Raw genomic sequence first — 20,239 nt, 5'->3', positions numbered from 1 at the left:
TTATAGACGTGTTGGTTCGAGATAAAACAAGCCCTGTTGCTTCATTTCTTTGCTCGGGTCATCGCCATAACTAGCGAGATAGTGATTACTTAAAAGCTGATATGCCTTCAAGTTTTTTGCAACTTCGTGTAAAGGGTCGCGCGTATCAAAACCAAAGATAAGCGCCTCATAATCACTTGCGTGATAGGTTTTAAGGATGCAGCTCAGCAAATCTTGAAAGATATCAATCCGGTTGTCGGCACAAAGAACCGTGTGAAGGCTAAGGTAGCTCGCTAAACTTCCAGGACTTGGTAGCTGGAGGCCGCCAAAGAATTTACTCTTAATATTATTGATGTGCCTGAGGGCTTTCATCTTGCCTTGGTAGGATACAAAGCGCGTTTGTTTAAAATCTTTTTGGTTCCATACGGCGCACATACCGATAAGTTCATCGTCATCATAAGCGAGGAAATAATTTTCGATATCGACCCCGCGATAGTAATTGTCTTTGGTGCCAATTTTTGAAAAGTCATAGACAGGGTAAAATTGCTTTGATGGCGCATGCTTATCGAAAAAAGACTGCATCTGAGCTTTATCGGCATTGCTAGCTCGTCGCACTAAAAGTGTTGTGGCTTTATGCTGCTTCTTATACAGATCTACCATATAAGTACGAAATTGTCCGGCCTGGTGATAAGTCGGCAAACTTAGACGGCCACTTCCGACTGAGTTGATAGAGGCTTTATTCTCGTCCAATATCACAGTCTGCATCCACTCATCCTGCATCAGTTCTCGATACTTTTTGAATAAACGTAACAGTGTCCTTCCGCCACGATAATCCTGGTGAATACGTAGATCATTGCCGTAACGGGTTAATCTTTTTTCGCCGTCGACATAAACTTCGCGCTTACCAATACTGAATGAGGCCAACAAGGTCTCTGTTTTATGATCAATCATGACCCAAACATCCGGATCTGTTGTGGTCACCTTTGTTGCATGAAAAAAGTTAGGTGCGCGCTCAAAATTCAGGTGCACTTCTCCTTCCTGTGGCGTTTGATCAATCAGGCGTAGTAGTGCAGCTGAATCACCATCTTCGGCGGGGCGAATTTCGTAGCGCTGGCTCATTAGCTTACGGCCTCGACTCTGTTTTGCTGTTCATTGCTTGCGCTCGAGCATTGAGGAGAGAATAGTTCGTTTTGCCAAAGTACCAGAGGTTCAATTTTAACGTTACCAGCCACCATGCCACGCGCTATCTTATGCGAGGTATAAACCTGCATGGCATCTTCCATGAGCAAAACGTGCGCATGATCGAGCTGACCAAGTTCGCGAGCAAGTTTATAGTGAAAGTTCTGGAGCAAAAATTCTTCTAGTTCGCGATCAAGTTCGACCTGTAGGTTTTTCTGCTCGCAAGTGTTAAGTCTGTTATATGTAGCCTGGTTTTCGCATAACAAAGCATAGCGAGGTAAGTTTGCTTCAGAATAAGAAGGGAGCGCGAGTAAGCTTATTGGCAAAATAGCGTCATGCATGGAAAACTCATTAATAATATTAACTGCCAGCTCTGGCGACAGTTTCTCACCCACCATATCAACACCACTAAGGCGTCCAATGAATTCAAAGCAAGGGCATTGATCTAAAAAGCCGGTTACCTTCAGCTGGTCATTCATCGCGTAGCGAAGTAAACCATTAGAGCTACTTAGAATGGGACGTACATTCTGGCCCTCCGTTAGCTGCCAGCTAGTATGTATTTGATTGGTGTCCAGGTCCTCAAACTCATAAAAGTGACTAGTCAGTGCTAATGGGTATTTCCCCTGAAACGGGAAGCTAATGACGCCTTCAGTGGCCCAAAGGCCCTTTCCTTGAAAACGACAATGGGGAAACAAGTCGCGTAGTTTGTTCGCCCAAATTTTAGATGATGAGGTGTCCCAAGCACTGATGAGACCAAGTTTGGGCCAAAGCATACTTGTCATTTTAGCACTTAACTCACCATCCCAAGCATCTAACGACTTAGCGGCGTCAGGGTTTTTGGGTGCGGATAGATGTGATAAGCCAGAAAGAGTCTCAGGCCACTGACCGGAGTTTAGTACTTCAACGATAAGAGGCTGCTTATCTTTGATTAACTGTAACAGGCTTAGCGCAAAGGTTGGGCTCCATACCGAGATAAACGACAAGTCCCGGCAAGCAACTAAATAGCATGCCGTTGCAATTGAGGATTCCTCAGAAGTATTCGCAAGTGAAATGGCTTCAGGAACAGCCATTGTCCCTGACATAAACAAACGCTTCCACCAAGGGAGAAGTTGCAAGTCATCGTTAATGCTGCTCGTAAGTTTATTCCTTAGATCGCTCGGGACCCATGACAAAGACCAATAATGTTTGCCTTGCTTTATCTCAGGAAATTGTCGGTATAAGTCTGCCATCCAGGGACTAATTGCCTGATCTAATTCATCGAGGAAGGCTTGATTGTAGGGAATCCACTTCATTTTAGAGGTGGAACCACTCGTGGGCTGATAACGCTCGCACTTGATGTTGCTTAAAACATTTTCTCGGCCGGCTTGCTGGCGCTCTATTTGCTCGTGCCAAACATCATAATCGCTAATTGGCAATGTTTGGAACTCGGAGAGGCTGCTATTTTCCCTAAGGTGATACTTGGCTGCGGATTCAGTTCCTGAAACGCTTTCTAGTATTCCCTGAAGAATCGATAATTGCGACTCTTCTACTGAACGACAAGCGCTGCGGAATCTTGCGCCACCCTTGTTGGATAGCGCGTGTGACGCAACATGCAAACCTTTCGAAGCAAGCGAGCCGAGAAATGACATTAAGATAGCTCCAAATTCTGTGAATCAGCTCTTTGGCGCAAATCATCACCCAGCTCTTTGCTGACCTGACCTGCTTTTTGACGAAGACTCTGCCGACTCTGTTTTTTCTTGAAAGGAATCATATTACGCTGCATGAAATCGAGTAACATACTTATAGTTACTTCGCCCGCGCAAGGTAGTTCAGTACCTTTCTCCCACGTTGGGTTAAGTTTTGCGAAGTGGTCGATATCACGGTTTTCATCTCTCATTTCTGGCGTAATGCAGGCAACACCTTCCTTGAGGTTTTGATATTCGTCACCAAAATCGAGTAAGCGGCTTTTTGAACAGTAAGCGCTCGGATAAAGCTTGTTACAGTATTCATCAACAATACTCTCTAGCTTCGGGTTATGATGTTGATGACAGGGATAAAATTGGTGAAAGTTGTTCGTCATCAATAAGTAGGTTTTATAGCCCTTAGAAATTAGTAGCCAGAACACATGCTTTCTAGGGTTCTTGAGTTTTGTCGAAAATAACTTTATTGCGAAAGCTTTTTGAAGTGATTTATCTCCCCAATACGCCTTATCAACGACGGTATCACCACTGAATATACCGATAGCTTTTTCATTACCATGATCTAGCTCTAATTCGGTCCATGTTGAGAAACCGATAATTCGTTTGCTTAGTTTATCCTCAAGTATAAAAACTCCCGTTTTATTGCCCATATCTGTCGCAAACGTTTCAAACTCGGCGTTATTGTAATACTGGACAAATAACTTATGCATTTCGATAAGTTGAGGAACAGAAATATTCTTTATTGAATAGAAGCGAGTTGATAATTTATTTTTGTTTGTCATGCCATTTCCCTGCTTTAAACCTTAATAATGCACTAGACATAAAAAGGCTATATCGATTTAAATCAGATCAATAGCAAACGCCCCCCAGCATTCACTAAAACTAAAATTCAGTTTTCTCTGACATACAATTTCAAACCTCGAAAGCAGACAAATGTTCGCTATAATAAAAATGCAACAGATTAATCTATCGTTAGTAATAATTAGACAGACAAATCTTGATACTCGACGCGACCCTAAGTGGGCTCCAGCTATCTGAGCTTTAGATTTCACTGAGATATAAATATCTGATTAATAACAGATATAAATAATATTTACATTTTTATTTTAAGGTTATTGAAATATCGAAGTGATCTTACAATAGAAGTGTTTTATAACAAGAGTACTAACGTGCACCAAAGACGAAAATGATAAATGGAACACACATGTATGCTTAGATATGATAACTGAGTCGCTTTTCGTACAACTAAAAACACATGATTTAGGTGTACCTGCTGCTAATCTAACGAAGAATAAAAGAGGGATTCTTTAGCTTATGTCTAAGAACAAATAATTCGGAGTTAGCTTAAAAATGAATAAAACCTAGTGTTTGACATGATTTTTCGATTACGTTTTTTCTGGTAAGACAGAGACGTGATTTGTTAGAATTCTGTCGACAATAAAGTCGCATCTATATATCGCGGCTACAGCTGGAACCCCCTCTAAGGTTAAAACAAGTTGTGCGTCTAATGCTTTGCTTTAGGTAAGTCCATATACAACCAATTAAAAAGAACTTCTCCCGAATTATGTCAAAAAGTCCTGAGTTAGCTAAAAACAGTGAATCTAAACATACTCCGATGATGCAGCAATATTTTCGCATTAAAAAGGACCACCCTAATGAGCTTGTCTTTTATCGAATGGGCGATTTTTATGAGATGTTCTACGATGACGCAAAAAAAGCGGCTCAATTGCTAGATATCACTTTAACGGCACGCGGTAAGAGTGGTGGCAACCCTATTCCAATGGCGGGTATCCCCTATCACTCCGCTGAGAATTATATTGCAAAGCTTGTTCGATCTGGTTTGTCGGTTGCTGTCTGCGAGCAAACAGGTGACCCGGCAACAAGCAAGGGGCCGGTTGAGCGTAAGGTAATGAGAATTGTCACTCCCGGCACGCTGACTGACGAGGCATTTCTAGAAGAGCGGCGTGACAATTTGCTCTGCTCAATTTCCTTTGGTGATGAGGAAGCCTTTGGTCTAGCCTACCTAGACCTGAGTGGCGGACGCTTTTCTGTGTCGCAAGTTCGAGGCTTGCCCGACCTAATAAGCGAGTTGCAGCGTATTAGACCGTCGGAAGTTTTAATAAGTGAAGAGTTTCCATATGAAGGAGCTTTTGAGAACTTAACTGGTCTTAGACGCCAAGCTCCATGGCTTTATGATCTTGATTCCGCAAAAAGCTTATTGACTACTCAATTTAAAACGAAAGACTTAAGCGGCTTTGGTATCGATTCGATGCAATTAGCTATCTGCGCGGCGGGTTGTCTGCTGCAGTATGCAAAGGATACTCAGCGTAATGAGCTGCCTCATATTGTCACCATCAATAAAGAAGAGCGTAGTCAATACATTCTACTCGATGCAGCCAGTCGCAAGAACCTAGAAATTGACACCAACCTTGCTGGCGAAAGTAATCACACCTTGGCGTGGGCAATGGATGCCTGTAAAACTGCAATGGGTAGCCGCTTGCTTAGGCGCTGGCTCCACCACCCTTTAAGAGACCGGGAAATTGTGAATGCCCGTCTAGATTGCGTGTCTTCACTTGAGCAATCCTATAACTACGACGCCATTCAAACGAATTTAAAACAAGTCGGAGATGTACAGCGTATACTCGCCAGGATTGCGCTTAGATCTGCACGCCCTCGTGACCTATCACGACTTAGAGACACTTTAATACTACTACCCGCCATACAGGCAGATTTAAGGTCAGTTGATTGCCCAAGTCTTGGTGAAGTAGCTAAAGATATATCCGAACACCCCTCTTTAGCTGAGTTATTAGAGCGAGCAATTATCGATAACCCTCCCGTCGTTATTAGAGATGGCGGCGTGATAAAAGATGGTTTTGACGCAGAGCTAGATGACTTACGCAATATCAGTGAAAATGCCGGTCAATTTTTAATCGATCTAGAGACTCAGGAGCGGGAGGCAACCGGGCTTTCGACCTTGAAGGTTGGTTACAATAGAGTTCATGGTTACTTTATCGAGATTTCAAAAGCTCAGTCAGATAAAGCGCCCGATGCATATATAAGGCGTCAAACGCTAAAAAATGCAGAGCGCTTTATAACGCCAGAGCTGAAAGCTTTTGAGGATAAAGCGCTGAGCAGTAAAAGTCGCGCTTTATCGCGCGAGAAAGCCCTTTACGAAAGCCTACTTGATGAATTAAATGAGGCGATTGACGCGCTTCAGAGGTGTGCAAAAGGGCTTTCTGAGCTCGACGTGCTTAGCAATTTTGCTGAAAGAGCTCACACTTTAAATCTCAATAGGCCGGAATTTAATCAGGGTAACACCCTGTTAATTGAAGAAGGCCGACACCTTATTGTTGAACAGCTCAGTACAGCGCCTTTTGTGCCAAACGATCTGATATTAGATCCAAAGCGAAAAATGCTTATGATTACCGGGCCCAATATGGGGGGGAAGTCTACCTATATGCGCCAGGCTGCTCTGATTATATTGCTAGCAGGTACAGGAAGTTTTGTTCCAGCAGGTAAAGCCTCAATAGGTGAAATCGACCAAATATTCACACGAATGGGAAGTTCTGACGATACGGCAGGCGGTCGCTCCACTTTTATGGTTGAGATGACCGAGACTGCGAACATCTTGAATAACGCTACAGAAAACAGTCTGGTCTTGATGGATGAAGTAGGAAGAGGTACCAGCACTTTCGACGGTTTGTCGCTTGCATGGTCTAGTGCAGAGCATTTGGCTAAAAATATCCAAGCTTATAGTTTGTTCGCAACTCACTATTTCGAAATGACGCAGCTTGCTGAAGAGCACGAGAGTGTTGTCAACGTTCACCTGAGCGCTACTGAGCACGAAGATAGAATTATCTTTCTACATAATGTTCTTGAAGGCGCCGCAAGCCAAAGCTACGGTTTGCAGGTCGCGCAGCTCGCAGGTGTTCCGGATAGTGTTATTGGGAAGGCGAAGGAAAAGCTAAGTTCTTTGGAGTCTACGGAAACAAGCGAGCCGTCTGAGCCCATAACTGCAAGCAATATTGCAACACAAGCTACTGACTCTATTTCAGAACAAAATGCATTTCAAAGTGATATGTTTGCACAAGAGCCTTCATTGATTGAGAAAGCATTTGCTAACCTGGACCCTGATGAGCTTAGCCCTAGGCAAGCATTGGATAAGCTTTATGAGCTACGAAGATTGATCAACTAAGTTATATGATGCCTTGTCTCTTGCGCTAACTTACTTGTGTTTTAAGTCAATAATCGTAACATTTGCGCTATGACAGGCGTTTAAGCTTGAACCCTGTCACATCTGACATTAGAATACACCGCATAATTTTAATGAGACCAAACACTGGAATAGCAATATGACATTTGTTGTAACCGATAACTGTGTTAAGTGTAAGTACACAGATTGTGTGGAAGTTTGTCCTGTAGACTGCTTCTATGAAGGCCCTAACTTTCTGGTAATCGATCCTGACGAATGTATCGATTGCGCACTTTGTGAGCCAGAATGCCCAGCTGATGCAATCTTTTCTGAGGACGAATTGCCTGCCGACCAGACGCAGTATATCGAGCTAAACGCCGAGCTATGTCAGACTTGGCCCTGCATTACCGAGCAAAAAGACCCGCTTCCAGATGCTAAAGAGTGGGACGGTGTTCCTAACAAGCTTCAATATCTAGAGAAGTAAATTCTTTAGTCGCCTTGTCGTTAACTGGCGTCAGATCGCTCGCTAACGACAAGCTCCTCTTAAATAAGAACTGCCTGGCCTCATTCACTTTGGCCTATTTAATTCTCAAGCTTTCCTTACAGCTTTTGCATACATATCTTGCATCACTTCTTACGATTCTATTGTGTCGAATTGCGCTCAAATCATGAATTCGATCGTGACATGCACAAATATATGCAAAGGTTCGTCGTGCCCTTTTCGCGCTTGAGAAGTTATGCCTTACCTTTGGCTCAACATTAAATACTTCTGACATAACCTGCTTCCACTGTCGTCCATGCGGCATTACCTTCTTGCCTTCATGATAGCGACCAAAATACTGATAGACGATGAGGTGTGCACATTCGTGAGGTACAACCTCTTCGATAAAGGCTTGTTGGTTTTGATTTAAGAGCGCCTGATTAAATCGAAGCTTGTATCGATAAGTCTTAAAAGCGTTTTGTGTGACGACAAACTGGCCGGCAGCTTGCCCCTTTAGAAGAAAGCAAAGGTTGTGATAAACGAAGCTTTTCTTAAGGTGATGTTCTGCCTGCCGCAGGCAGTGTTCTACCGATGATTGCACATCAGCTTGATAGTTGCTTTGGTTCATCTTGGCTAAGTGTTTTTCGGTCTTCTTAAGTTCATATACAGCGGTGCATTATGCAAAAATTTACAGTACCATGCCCAGCTTTATTTTTTGTCACACCAAGCCTTTAGGGAAAACGCCATGTATGAACTCGACTTACTCTATATATTGGTATTAATCATAACAGGGTTTCTCGCAGGCATTATAAACACCATGGCTGGTGGAGGCTCCAATCTTACAATTCCAGCATTAATGGTAATGGGGATTCCTCCCGACATTGCAAATGCGACTAATCGAGTCAGTGTCGTACTTCAATCGTTTACTGCATACAGAGGTTTTGCCAAGCACGGAAAGCTTGATATTCCCGATATCAAATCTATTCTGCTTGTCACCATGCTTGGCGGGCTTGTTGGTGCTGCATTCGCCTCTTATATGCCTGCTGACTACCTGAAACCAACCTTGCTCGGCGCGATGATTATCATGGCCGGCATAATCTTATTTAAGCCCTCCGCTATTGCGGTAACTGAAGGCACCAAGGCTTTTTCAGTAATGGAGCAAAAGCAATCTATACCAATGCTTTTTATAGCCGGGTTTTACGGTGGGTTCGTCCAAGCGGGCGTTGGTTTTATTTTAATTGCTGCGATTGCTGGAGGCCTCCGTTACGATCTGGCTCGAACCAACGCGCTAAAGGTGGTGTGCACACTCGGTTTTACTCTAGTTGCTCTCGGTCTTTTTGTATGGCGGGACCAAGTATGGTGGGCGCCAGGCCTCTTGCTCGCGGTCGGTTCTGTTGCAGGTGCTTACCTGGCTGTGAAGATCACAATTAATGTCAGTCAGAATACGCTAAAGTGGTTCCTGTTTATTATGACTATATTTGCAAGCATTGCCGCGCTCCTCAGTTAAATGCTCGAAACATAAAATTAACTTAATGCTACAAACAATTCAGGAAATATTATTTGCATTAACTATACTCTAATTCACATATTCGATTTTTTACGACTAATATTATTTGGAGCAAAGTATGTCAGGCGGAGAAAAGTTACTAACACTCGCTGAAGCAAGCGCAATGATGGGAAAAACCGAAGTTACGGTGAAACGCTATGCCCGCGAGAGCTTAATTAAAAGCGTTAAACAAGGAAGCGAGCTCATGTTTCCTGAAGATGCTGTTATTAAGTATATTGAAATTGAAAAGAGGCTAAACGGTTAAGGCTTTGTCCTAACAAAGCTCAGGTTGCCTTATAAAGCTCGCGATTAAGCGGGCTTTTTTTTGGTTTAGCAACAAGCTACACTCGCCTTATGATTTATATTTTAATTGCCCTCATTCTATTTGTACTCATTACGCCAGGTATATGGGTTAAATACACCATAAAAAAATATGCTCAAGATTTACCTGATATTCCTGGTACCGGTGCTGAGTTAGTAAAACACTTATCTAAAAGATTCGAGCTAGTAGACCTTAAGGTTGAAGAATGCCCTGACGGGCAAGATCATTTCTCTCCACATGAGTCTACGATTAGGCTATCCAAATACATCTACGATGGGCGCTCTATTAGCGCAGTCGCTATCGCATGCCATGAATTTGGCCATGCGCTTCAGTATCATAGGAATGAAAAGATAGTCAGACTAAGAGAGCGGTACACCCCGATAGCATTATTGATAGAAAAGGCTGCGATCGCAATGCTTGGGATTATTCCGGTTCTTGTTGTTATTTTTAAGGTACCACAACTCGGAATTATTAGCTTACTATGCGGGCTTTGTGCTGTTTTTATTTCAGTGGCACTTCAATTAGTAATATTGCCTATGGAGTGGGATGCAAGTTTTAACAAGGCACTTCCGATAATTACCGAAGGTAACTATCTGCAAGATGATCAAATCGAGCCTTGCCGTAAGATTCTTAAAGCTGCTGCAATGACTTACGTCGCGGCAACTCTAGCAAGTGTATTGAATGTCTGGCGATGGCTAGCCATATTGCGGCGCTAACGTTCTATGGCGCTTGCCAGTCGCGCAATACCGGTATTTTGAAGATGGTTCCTTGCTTGTCTAGCGCAAGATAAAACTCTCCAATTTCTCTAATGACTAAGCCAGAGAAACCATCCCCTTCCCTTAAGTACAAATTATTAATCATGGCTCTTCGTGCGCTCGGTTCTGAAGAGTAGATATGACTGCTAAATTCTATTGTCGGAACCCCCCTTTGAAAGCTAATATTCATTTCACTTAGTAGAGGAAGGTCTGAAAATGCATTTGGTGCACTACTAATTTGTTTGCTTCTATCGCTCTCGTCGTTCACACTTGTCGGCAATATTTTTTCCTCGACAGCTTTAGAAACCGGGGCTGCTTCGGAATAAGGCTCGGCAAGCGGCGGGCTGATGCGCTTAACACCCGCTTTAGGTCGGATAACATCGTCAGCTTCGACTGGCTCTTTATCCTCCTTAGCAGAGCGTTTATCGGAAAAGTCATCCTTTAGAATAGGAAGAGGCTTTGCTTGAATGGGTGCTTTATCAATGAGATGGGATGGAAGTGCCTTGGTTTTACGGCCAGTATCCTTAATGTCCGGCTCAGTCGAGGAGAGTGCTTTATTGTCAGTTAACAGGCTATTTTCAGAGCTTCCACTCTCATCAGTAGAATTGCTGCCTAGAAAATAAAATATCAACGCACCTGCATTAAGTAAAAGGACAAATATTAGGAGGTAAGGCCAAAGAGGCTGTCGCGACATATTCCTTGGCATTACCATCATATCGTTATTAATCGAAGAAACCTTCTCTTGATGCCTATCCTGTTCTGACCTTTTCAAGGCGTCTAAAATGTATGACATGCTAATTCGCCCCCATAAGTCGAGGGACGCCTAAGTTAAGGCGCGAATTTATATGAATCAGCGTCATGCTGCCCGCGATGCCGTCAGGCACAAGGCCTGAGCTGGCTTGAAAGCGCTTAATCTGGTCTTCAATTGGTTCGCTTTTATTGGCTTTATACTGACTGAGTCGAGACAAGCTTTTCCTCAACCATGCCTCTTCTTTTTTCTGTCCTGGCATTACGAGATTCGATTTGTAAGGAGGAACCTTCCAAACAATTGAGTACTCCCCAAACCAGTAGCGATCAACTTCGTCAAGAGAAACCCAATACTTCTCATTCTTATGTGAAACCAAGGCATCACTACCTTCAACCCCCAGTATTGCGATATATAGCGACTCGCCATAGTCATTGACTAGGGTTAACACCGCGGGTCGGTCTAACTTTAGTAACGAGCGCCAATTACCATTTTTATGCAAGCACTTAAGACCGTACATTTCGGCGTAATCACAGGCCAGCATAAAGGGGGCTAAAGGATAGTCGATTCCCCAACGCTCTAAAATCATGCGATATGCATGATATCGATCATCTTTCTGGGTTTTGAGAGAAGATAGGTCGTTAATGATCGGGATCTGTATTGATGAGTTATCAGCATAAGGAGCCTTAGCGGGGCTTTTTTCCGTAGTTGAAAATTGCTGTAAATCTGCCACTTCTTCTGCTGAAGTACCGCTTTCTGATATAGCCTTGGAGTCGTCGCCCTCTTCAGGAGTGATTTGTTTTACTGAGGCTGGGTGCAGCTCGGGCTCTGTTTTGGAAGAAGAGATTATACTTTCCAGCTCAGCTATTCTGTTGTCGTATCGCTTGTCCAAAGCAAATACTCCAATACTGGCAATTATTGTTAGCAGGACAGCAATTATCCCCCTTTTGATTGACGAACTTAGTTTTAGTGGCTGCTTAAACTTTGGCCCCTGTATTTCCGCGTATGCGCTCTTAATATGTTTTGCATCAATAACATCCTCTTGCATTGCATAAGCACCGAGCAAGGCGCGGTCGCAAATAAGATTAATTAATCGCGGTACGCCACCACTCAAGTTAAAAAGAGTTTTTATTGCTTTTTGATTAAATAAACGCCCGCGTCGCCCCGCAACCGATAATCTACAATTAACATAAGCACCAACTTCAACTTTACTCAGCTCACACAGGTGGTATCTTGCAGTGATTCTTTGAGCGAGCTGCCTTAAATCATTCTGAGCTAGCACTTCCCTTAATTCGGGTTGCCCAAGCAAAATTATCTGAAGTAATTTCTTTTCAGATGTTTCAAGGTTAGTAAGCAAGCGCAGCTGCTCTAGTACATCAACTCTAAGGTTTTGAGCTTCATCGATAATGAGTACGGTGTGGCGATTGTTAGCGTGTGCATCAAGCAGGTAGCTGTTAATTAGGTCATTTAAGACTTTAATTGATGCTGAATCGGGGTACGCTATTCCAAGCTCATCACATATTGATGCCATAAGCTCACGTGCCGAGAGCTTCGGATTTATGATGAATGCTACGTCGGTATTTTTTGGAATCTGATTTAAAAAACAACGGCAAATTGTCGTCTTTCCTGTTCCAACTTCACCTGTAAGAACAACAAAACCGCCCTGCCCGGATACACCATATAAAAGATGAGCAAGCGCCTCTCTATGACGTTCACTCATATATAGATACCTGGGATCAGGCGCTATAGAAAAAGGTAGTTCTTTAAGACCAAAAAAGTCCTGATACATGACGTCAGCTTAGCGTAGTTGCGAAGTTTAGCTTGGTAGCAAACGCAAAGCTTAAAGACAGGGCTCGCCAAAAGCAAGTCCTTACACTCGCTAACGGATTGCCTTATGATCATCAATTAAACTAAGGCTCCCACGATGCGTTCTAACATCAGTCTTTAAGCGGGAAATGCAGCTCTCGAGTGTCTTGCTTATTTTGGAATGTGTACGAATCATCGCTAATTTAGGCCATGTCGCGCGCTCACCCTGAAGCATTAACTCCTTCATGAATTTCGTATCGGGATTGCTAAGCAGCTTCATATAGTGCCCAAGCTTGTAATTTGGAGCAACAGTGACGTCGCCATAATAATTCTGAGACATCATAGAATAAGCATGACCAGAAACTTGTCGAAGCATCTCAGATTTGGTATGAGTTCTTATATAGTCACTCACTGCCTGGCCATGAAATTTTGCTTCGGCTTTAACAAGCGCTAGGGGTAATTTTAAGAAACGATTACTAGACAGCCCTTTTGTTCGTTCCAGCAAAGGCACTACATGAGGATTGGTTTGACTTACGATAGAATAATTAACATCGTAGAGGTGCATTAGGCGCTCGATTGGCAAGTCGCTAACCATGCTGCCATCAACCCAGCGTAAGCGGGGCATATACGGTACGTTGTGTCCATGTTCATCTTTCTTAAGCAGTTTAACCGGGGGGAAAATTCCTGGAACTGCGCAAGACGCTAACGATGCACTCCACGTTAGCATGTATGGAGATGTGTAACCTGACAATAATCTAGCCTTTTGATGAGCCTGGACAGGCGAAACAGTGATATTAATACTCCGCCCCGTCTTCTCGTAGGCCTCTTGCATCGTGTATTCACCTACATAACTACGAATATAGTCTTGCAGCTGACGCTGATCCATAAAGCCTTTGCCTTTAATACCATTCAATAGGCCCATCCACTTCCAGGCTTTCATATTATGGGTATTAGGGTCAAACAAGGAAGGTAGTTCGTCATCGGTATGCGTCCCTAAGGCGGCAGCAATGATAGAACCGGCGCTTGAGCCAGTTACGACATCTGGCAATAAGCCATGCTCCCACAGGGCCTTTACAACACCGATATGGAAGACTCCTAAGGAAGCGCCGCCACTTAGCAATAATGCGGGGCGACCGAAGGATAAAAGTACATCTTTAAAAAAATCTAACTTTTTATTTGATGGCATATCAGAGGTTTGCCTATCGCAAAGATAGGAAAGGCAATCGCAAACTTCTTCAACGTATTCTTCAATGAGTGTTTTGGTGCCGTAATAGCATTGGTTATAAAGGCGTATGTCACCCATATTGCCAAGGTCATGATGCAAGCCTTCGCGAATGTCTCGATACAAAGCGGTGAGATCACCATTTTGCTTGTGCTCTCTTAAAAGACAGAGTCGATCAGAAATAAGTTCGTAGTTATATACATCAGAAGCAATATTGTCTTTCCAGGCATCATTATGTTGCATGGAGTCGAGTGTTTGAGCGGCGTCCTTCCATTCAAGGAATGAGGTAGCCTGCGACATTCTTTGTTTTTCTTTTTTTATCGTGGTGTGCATCTTAAAGCGAGCCATATAGTTGATTTTATCTTTTATCCCATCAATCAACTATAGGTTATTTTTTTCTGCAGATATATTGAACTTGTATTAAGCCCTGTGAACTTATGTTAAATAAGCCTGATATTAGAAGTCCTCGTAATCAAAATCTTCATCATCAGCGAACGGGTCTTCTACTTCGCCATCTTTAATAAGGAAGTTTCGATTTTGCAAATAGGCACTCCTGAAGAAGGCGTAGCGGTCTTCTTTGAATAATAAGTTGTTCGCAGCTAGCAGGTCTGCTCGTGTATCTATTAAATCAACAGCCTTTAGAGCAATACTTTCTTCAGTTGAGAATTCGACAAGATAGTCAACCGGGTCGGCAACGTAATCTACTATTTGTCCGCTAAAGTCTCTGACGGTAGATGGCCCTAGAACAGGTAACACAAGATAGGTAGACTCTTCATAACCCCAATAACCAAGTGTTTGTCCAAAATCTTCATCGCTGGCTTCCAGGCCAAATGAGGTCGCAACATCAAACAAGCCGCCTATGCCAAAAACAGTGTTGTAGATAACTCGGTTAAGAGAAACAACCGCGTTGTGAAACTTAGCCTGCAGCAAAGAGTTAACAAAGGTTTCGACATCATTGAGGTTGCCAAAAAAGTTGGTAACACCTTTATCGACAAAACCGGGCGTTACAAATCTGTAAAGCTTTGCCAAGGGAGTGGCGAGATACTCATCCAAATTATCATTCAATACGAACATGCTTCGATTAAATGACTCATAAGGATCTATTTCTGCGTATCTAGGGTCATAATAAGGCTCTTCTGCTTCATCATTAGCGAATGCATTAAGCGTAAAGGTACTTAGAAATAATAAAATTAGAGCGTGGTAACAAAAGCGCATACTTAATCTCTTATTATAGTTCTGCTTACTTTTTAGTTGTTATAGTTTCTTTAGGATTATATTACCAACAGAATAGCCTGCACCGAAAGAGCAAAGTACACCATAATCACCGGTTTCGAGTTCTGATCGATGCTTATGAAATGCAATCACAGAACCGGCCGAGCTAGTATTCGCATATTCATCCAGTATAACAGGTGCCTCAGAAACCTCTGCTGCACGACCTAATACACGCTTGGCGATAAGCTGATTCATGCTTAAGTTAGCTTGATGGAGCCACATCTGTTTTAGGTGTTCAGCGCTAAGCTCGTTTTCCGCCAAGTGCTCATTGATCATTTTAGCAACGAGTGGAGATACCTCTTTGAATACTTTTCGCCCTTGCTGAACAAATAGCTTATCACTAAAGCCTTCACTGCCGGGAGCACAACGATTCAGGAATCCAAAATTATTACGAATATTATTGGAGAAGGTTGTCTTTAATTTTGCGCTGACAACTTCGAACGAGTCATCACAAGATACTGTGTCAGCTCTCTCTATCACGATTGCGGTACAGACATCACCAAAGATAAAGTGACTATCTCTATCACGAAAATTTAAATGCGCTGTGCAGATTTCCGGGTTTATTAACAATACAGCCCTGGCAGAACCGCACTGAACAGCATTGAGCGCAGCCTGAAGGCCAAATGTGGCCGATGAGCACGCCACATTCATATCATATGCGAAGCCTTCTACACCAAGTTGGCTTTGAACCTCAATTGAGACAGCTGGATAAGCGCGCTGTAGATTCGAGCAAGCGACGATGACGGCATCGATATCAGCGACGGTTTTGTTTGCATTTTTGAGCGCATCTTTGGCTGCTTTAACGGCCATTTCGCATAAGATACTAGGCTCGTCATTGGAGCGCTCAGGTAGCAATGGGTGCATTATTTCAGGGTCAAGAATGCCAGCCTTATTCATTACGTATCGGCTTTTAATTCCAGAAGCTTTTTCGATAAAAGCGGAAGAAGATTCTTGTAGCGCTTCGAGTTCGCCTGCGGCTATTTTGTCAGCATTTTCACGATTAAAGCTTTGCACATAGGCGTTAAAACTCGCAACAAGCTCATCATTTGAAATAGATTCACTTGGTGTAAACAGCCCAGTACCAGAAATAGCAGCCTTTATCATGGTCACCTCTTTGCTAACGGCAAGCATGACAAGCGTACCGCGTTTAGATTCAAAACCTGCACTAAGTACAAGCCGATAAGTAAGAAAATAGCTGCACAGATTACGTTTTACGAGCTTTAATGACAACCAATATTTGAGCCAACCTTGGTGAGTATTCGGCTACCGCCTAACGCTCTCCCAGAGTTTGTTTAACCTTTTCTCTGAGACAGTCTCACTCGTACCCAATTGCTGTGAATACCAAGACACTCGTTGCTCCTCCAGTAACCAGCGAAATCGCTCCAGGTTTTCGCACTTTAAACCTTGAGCATCCAGCTGTTTTTTTCGAAGTTCGTATTGCTCCCACCATTCGGATAGTAAGGGTACATAGCGCCTTTCATTGGCCATATCTCTTGCCATTTTGTCATAGCGTAGAGAGCAAGCTTGCAAATATCTAGGAAAGCTCTTTAGCGAGGTATAGGGCGTGGATTGCAAAAAGCCATCGTAGACTAAGCAGGTAATCTGGTGTTTAAGGTCAGCCATAGGCATAGCTACTGCCAAGTTCATTTTACCTTTTAGGCGCTTCATTATCTGGTGGTAATGATTAAGTATGTCGAAAACAAGAGCGCTGAACTCTTCGCAGATCTTAAGGAAATCACCCTTACCGCCCTGTAGACAAGCACTAAACTGCTCTGCATTGCGTGGAAGCTCTCCATTAAGGAAGTGCAAACATATTGCCGCAATCAGAAAGTCATCATAAAGTGCGCTGGCTTGCCCGACAGGTGCATAAAGCAAGCCTAGCTTTTGGTAGTTTTTAATCGCTTTTTTGAATTGCGAGCGAATACCTTGGAGCTCAAAGCTTAGTAATCGCGCAATTCCAATTCGCGTAATCGCCTCGGCACCTAGCTTATCATTACAATGAATGAGCCTGATGTGTGCTCCACAATCTTGAAGCGCCGGGTATTGCATCATTTCAATACCCGCTTGTTTTATTATCTGGGATTGTTTGAGCTCGCCAAAGTCCCAGGCAGTAATATCAACTTGTTTTTCAGGTCGGTTCTCTTCCAGTTTTGCGGCGTTTTTTGCCAAATGCTCAACTTTTTGCGAAAGCTTAACGAGGTCCCTACCCTGGTTAATCAGCCGGCCTCGCTCATCCAGCACTTTAATGTTAAAGCGCAGGTGACTGTCTAGTGACTCAAGATTCCAGGCCTCAATAGGAATAGATATGCTGCCTATAATTTTTAGCTCATCACTAAGAATCTCAAGCAAAGGGCGTGAACTAGCTTCAACCTTTGGCAGTATCTTGTCTACAACATCCGGCACAGGAACAAAGTGCTTTCGCAAAGTTCTGGGAAGCGTTTTGATCAGGTGGATGCATTTTTCACGAAGCAAGCCAGGAACTATCTTCTCGAGTTTATCTACAGTTAGCTGTTTTATTGCATTAATTGGCACCGAGATATTTACACCATCATCTTCAGCGCCGGGTTTGAACTGGTAACTCAGAGGAAAGCGTATGCCATTATTTTCAATATGTTCAGGATATAGGCCCGGATCGAATGAATCCGCATTTTCGCTGCGCAGCTGACCTTTTGTAAACCGTATTAGCTTTGAGTCAGCTTCGCTTGCTTTTTTTGCCCACTTTTCAAATGCAGCACCACTCACAATGTGTTCAGGTAAAGCCTTATCGTAAAGTCCGTATATCACCTCATCATCGACCAGGACATCTTTACGACGCGTGCGGTCTTCAATCGATTCCACTTCATCAATAAGCTTTAAGTTATGAGCGATAGCCTTATTTTTGGTGCGAAACTCTCTCTCTATGAGTCCGGTGCGAATAAATATTTCACGGCAAACTCCTGGGTCAATCTGGCTGTAGTTAACTGGGCGCTGAGAGACAATTTCAAGTCCGTATAAGGTCACCTTTTCTTTGGCAATTATTTGTGCCCTTTTGGCTTCCCAATGAGGTTCGGCATAAGAACGTTTTACCAAATGCTTTGCAAGCGGTTCTATCCATGCAGGATCGAGCCTTGCGTTATATCTGGAATAGACTTGTTGAGTTTCCACGATTTCAGCGGCAAATAACCATTTAGGGCGCTTTTTGTTTACGCCAGACCCGGGAAATAAGTGGAAACGTCGATTTCGACACCCTTGATACTCGCGTTTTTCTTCATGTTTACCGATATTGCCAAGCAAGCCGCTCAATAAAGCCTTATGAATAGAGTCATAAGAAGCCTCGCTATCATTTTCCTTGATGCCGATGCTTTTTAAAACGAGTAATAGTTGTCTATGTATCTCGCGCCACTCCCTCATACGCACAGCGGATAGGAAGTTTTTCTGGCAAAAGCGCTTTAATTGATTATTGCTTAGCTCCTGGCGTTTATCTTCAAAGAATTCCCACAACCGCAAAAAAGAAAGGAAATCTGATTCAGGGTCTTTATATTCCGCATGAGCCTGGTCAGCTGCTTGCTGCTTATCTGCAGGGCGCTCACGAGGATCTTGTATGCTTAAGCCGCTAACAATAATCAGCACTTCTTTTACTGCGTTTAAGTCCTGAGCGCTAAGCAGCATGCGTCCTAAACGAGGGTCTGTGGGAAGCGTCGCAAGTTTCTTGCCCAACGCTGTTAAGCGGTTGTTTTCATCGACGGCCTGCAACTCAAATAGTAGTTTATAGCCATCATTTAAAAGACGAGAGTCAGGTGGATCAATAAACTGAAAGTCTTTCACTGCCCCGAGTCCGGAGTCGATCATTTTAAGAATAACAGCCGCTAGATTGGTGCGCTGTATTTCCGGATCGGTAAACTCAGGTCGTGAAATAAAGTCGTCTTCACTGTAAAGTCGATAACAAATACCTTCAGCAATCCGCCCACAACGACCCTTTCGTTGATTTGCACTCGCTTGGGAGATTGACTCGATAGGCAAACGCTGTAATTTTGAGCGATACGAATAGCGGGAAATCCGCACGGTACCGGGGTCAATTACATAGCGGATACCAGGCACTGTAATTGAGGTCTCAGCGACATTAGTAGAAAGGATGATTCGTCTGCCAGAGTGAGGTTGAAACACCCTGCTCTGGTCTTTGGTACTTAACCTGGCATATAAGGGCAGTATCTCGGTGTCACGCCATTCATAATCATTAAGGGTCTTGGCGATCTCTCTGATCTCTCGCTCGCCAGGTAAGAAAACCAAAACATCGCCAACTTGCCAAGAGCGTTGGCGTTCTTCGTCTTGAATCTCCTCGACCACTGTAGCTATCTGCTCACCAAGAGATAACTCTTGTACATCTGCACCAATAGATGGGCGGTAATTCACGTCAACCGGATAACTTCGCCCTGAAACAGAAAATATTGGCGCGCCAGTAAAGAACTCCGAGAACCGGTCTACGTCGATCGTGGCAGAGGTAATAATGAGTTTTAATTCAGGTCTTTTCAGCAGAACGCGTTTTAAGTAACCGAGTAAGAAATCAATATTTAAACTACGCTCATGCGCCTCATCAATAATAATAACTTCATAACGATTTAAGTAACGGTCAAACTTGATTTCATTTAAGAGAATACCATCCGTCATGACCTTTATTAGCGTACTATCACTAACTTGATCGGTAAAACGAACTTGATAGCCAACCAGATCACCAAGCGGGGAATTTAGCTCTTCCGCTAATCTCGTCGAAACGGTGCGTGCAGCGAGACGCCTTGGCTGAGTGTGGCCGATAAGGCCCTTCCTTCCAAGCCCCGCTTGAAGACAGGCTTTTGGCAGCTGAGTCGTTTTACCTGATCCGGTTTCACCAGCAACAATTACAACCTGGTTATCCTTTATTGCCTTGCTAATGTCGTCAACTTTTTGGGAGACAGGTAGCTGAGGCGGGTATTTGATTGAAACCGGACGGTTTATTTTTTTACTTAGACGATCTTTAGATTCCTCAATTTCTTGAGTTAGCTTTTCAAGCTTTTCCTCTAGGGCGTTATCATCACCGTGTGATGAGAG

Annotated in this window: 15 protein-coding genes; 5 read left to right on the top strand and 10 right to left on the bottom strand. The window is 43.4% G+C overall.

Going from position 1 to position 20,239, the window contains the following annotated elements:
- The 3 genes from A3729_RS28080 to A3729_RS28070 are packed head-to-tail and all read right to left on the bottom strand — an operon-like array spanning window position 1 to window position 3,619.
- Complete coding sequence (locus tag A3729_RS28080) at window positions 1-1,098, bottom strand: hypothetical protein (protein WP_068510708.1); 1,098 nt, start codon at window positions 1,096-1,098, stop codon at window positions 1-3.
- A complete protein-coding gene (locus A3729_RS28075; protein WP_068510706.1) occupies window positions 1,098-2,786 on the bottom strand; it encodes a GH3 auxin-responsive promoter family protein in 1,689 nt (562 codons plus the stop codon). The genes A3729_RS28080 and A3729_RS28075 overlap by 1 nt, the downstream gene beginning before the upstream one ends.
- Window positions 2,786-3,619: a hypothetical protein gene (locus tag A3729_RS28070; RefSeq protein WP_068510704.1), complete on the bottom strand. Its 834-nt coding sequence runs from the start codon at window positions 3,617-3,619 to the stop codon at window positions 2,786-2,788. The genes A3729_RS28075 and A3729_RS28070 overlap by 1 nt, the downstream gene beginning before the upstream one ends.
- 782 nt (window positions 3,620-4,401) lie before the next feature.
- Between A3729_RS28070 and mutS the strand changes: the two genes are divergently transcribed.
- Together mutS and fdxA are read left to right on the top strand one after the other, a co-directional pair.
- Window positions 4,402-7,032 (top strand): DNA mismatch repair protein MutS, encoded by a 2,631-nt coding sequence (gene mutS, locus A3729_RS28065; RefSeq protein ID WP_068510701.1) that lies wholly within the window; start codon window positions 4,402-4,404, stop codon window positions 7,030-7,032.
- 157 nt (window positions 7,033-7,189) lie between these two features.
- Window positions 7,190-7,513, top strand: coding sequence for a ferredoxin FdxA (gene fdxA / locus A3729_RS28060; protein WP_068510699.1), 324 nt, complete (start codon window positions 7,190-7,192; stop codon window positions 7,511-7,513).
- Between the two features lie 94 nt (window positions 7,514-7,607).
- On the opposite strand, the gene A3729_RS28055 is transcribed toward fdxA, so the two are convergent.
- Entirely contained in the window at window positions 7,608-8,138 is a 531-nt protein-coding gene (locus A3729_RS28055) for a SprT-like domain-containing protein (RefSeq protein WP_068510697.1), read from the bottom strand.
- 117 nt (window positions 8,139-8,255) lie between these two features.
- On the opposite strand from A3729_RS28055, the gene A3729_RS28050 reads away from it, so the two are divergent.
- The 3 genes from A3729_RS28050 (at window position 8,256) to A3729_RS28040 (ending at window position 10,094) form a co-directional block, all read left to right on the top strand.
- On the top strand, window positions 8,256-9,017 hold the full coding sequence (locus tag A3729_RS28050) for a sulfite exporter TauE/SafE family protein (RefSeq protein ID WP_068510695.1): 762 nt from the start codon (window positions 8,256-8,258) through the stop codon (window positions 9,015-9,017).
- 118 nt (window positions 9,018-9,135) lie between these two features.
- On the top strand, window positions 9,136-9,321 hold the full coding sequence (locus A3729_RS28045; RefSeq protein ID WP_068510693.1) for a helix-turn-helix domain-containing protein: 186 nt from the start codon (window positions 9,136-9,138) through the stop codon (window positions 9,319-9,321).
- A gap of 89 nt (window positions 9,322-9,410) precedes the next feature.
- On the top strand, window positions 9,411-10,094 hold the full coding sequence (locus A3729_RS28040; RefSeq protein WP_068510691.1) for a zinc metallopeptidase: 684 nt from the start codon (window positions 9,411-9,413) through the stop codon (window positions 10,092-10,094).
- 4 nt (window positions 10,095-10,098) lie between these two features.
- Here the strand turns inward: A3729_RS28040 and A3729_RS28035 are convergent, their stop codons facing one another.
- The 6 genes from A3729_RS28035 to hrpA all read right to left on the bottom strand — a co-directional run.
- On the bottom strand, window positions 10,099-10,926 hold the full coding sequence (locus A3729_RS28035) for a general secretion pathway protein GspB (protein ID WP_068510690.1): 828 nt from the start codon (window positions 10,924-10,926) through the stop codon (window positions 10,099-10,101).
- A gap of 1 nt (window position 10,927) precedes the next feature.
- The gene (locus tag A3729_RS34390) at window positions 10,928-12,598 is read right to left on the bottom strand and encodes an ExeA family protein (RefSeq protein WP_304438873.1); all 1,671 of its coding nucleotides are present in this window, start codon (window positions 12,596-12,598) and stop codon (window positions 10,928-10,930) included.
- Window positions 12,599-12,757: 159 nt separating this feature from the next.
- On the bottom strand, window positions 12,758-14,239 hold the full coding sequence (locus A3729_RS28025) for a DUF3336 domain-containing protein (protein ID WP_255375156.1): 1,482 nt from the start codon (window positions 14,237-14,239) through the stop codon (window positions 12,758-12,760).
- Between the two features lie 123 nt (window positions 14,240-14,362).
- Entirely contained in the window at window positions 14,363-15,121 is a 759-nt protein-coding gene (locus tag A3729_RS28020; RefSeq protein ID WP_082865131.1) for a VacJ family lipoprotein, read from the bottom strand.
- Between the two features lie 39 nt (window positions 15,122-15,160).
- Window positions 15,161-16,282: a beta-ketoacyl-ACP synthase III gene (locus A3729_RS28015; protein ID WP_068510751.1), complete on the bottom strand. Its 1,122-nt coding sequence runs from the start codon at window positions 16,280-16,282 to the stop codon at window positions 15,161-15,163.
- A gap of 159 nt (window positions 16,283-16,441) precedes the next feature.
- Window positions 16,442-20,239: ATP-dependent RNA helicase HrpA (hrpA, locus tag A3729_RS28010; protein WP_068634520.1), on the bottom strand; the 3,798-nt coding region annotated here is incomplete at its 5' end.

This window comes from Oleiphilus sp. HI0043 (assembly GCF_001634935.1).
This window is presented reverse-complemented; position numbering and strand designations above follow the sequence as displayed.

Coding starts and splice junctions, on each gene's coding strand:
- A3729_RS28035 (WP_068510690.1), bottom strand. CDS start 10,926: ATGTCATACATTTTAGACGCCTTGAAAAGGTCAGAACAGGATAGGCAT.
- A3729_RS28045 (WP_068510693.1), top strand. CDS start 9,136: ATGTCAGGCGGAGAAAAGTTACTAACACTCGCTGAAGCAAGCGCAATG.
- mutS (WP_068510701.1), top strand. CDS start 4,402: ATGTCAAAAAGTCCTGAGTTAGCTAAAAACAGTGAATCTAAACATACT.
- A3729_RS28040 (WP_068510691.1), top strand. CDS start 9,411: ATGATTTATATTTTAATTGCCCTCATTCTATTTGTACTCATTACGCCA.
- A3729_RS28075 (WP_068510706.1), bottom strand. CDS start 2,786: ATGTCATTTCTCGGCTCGCTTGCTTCGAAAGGTTTGCATGTTGCGTCA.
- A3729_RS28080 (WP_068510708.1), bottom strand. CDS start 1,098: ATGAGCCAGCGCTACGAAATTCGCCCCGCCGAAGATGGTGATTCAGCT.
- A3729_RS28015 (WP_068510751.1), bottom strand. CDS start 16,282: ATGATAAAGGCTGCTATTTCTGGTACTGGGCTGTTTACACCAAGTGAA.
- A3729_RS28055 (WP_068510697.1), bottom strand. CDS start 8,138: ATGAACCAAAGCAACTATCAAGCTGATGTGCAATCATCGGTAGAACAC.
- A3729_RS28050 (WP_068510695.1), top strand. CDS start 8,256: ATGTATGAACTCGACTTACTCTATATATTGGTATTAATCATAACAGGG.
- A3729_RS28025 (WP_255375156.1), bottom strand. CDS start 14,239: ATGCACACCACGATAAAAAAAGAAAAACAAAGAATGTCGCAGGCTACC.
- fdxA (WP_068510699.1), top strand. CDS start 7,190: ATGACATTTGTTGTAACCGATAACTGTGTTAAGTGTAAGTACACAGAT.
- A3729_RS28070 (WP_068510704.1), bottom strand. CDS start 3,619: ATGACAAACAAAAATAAATTATCAACTCGCTTCTATTCAATAAAGAAT.
- A3729_RS34390 (WP_304438873.1), bottom strand. CDS start 12,598: ATGAGTGAACGTCATAGAGAGGCGCTTGCTCATCTTTTATATGGTGTA.
- A3729_RS28020 (WP_082865131.1), bottom strand. CDS start 15,121: ATGCGCTTTTGTTACCACGCTCTAATTTTATTATTTCTAAGTACCTTT.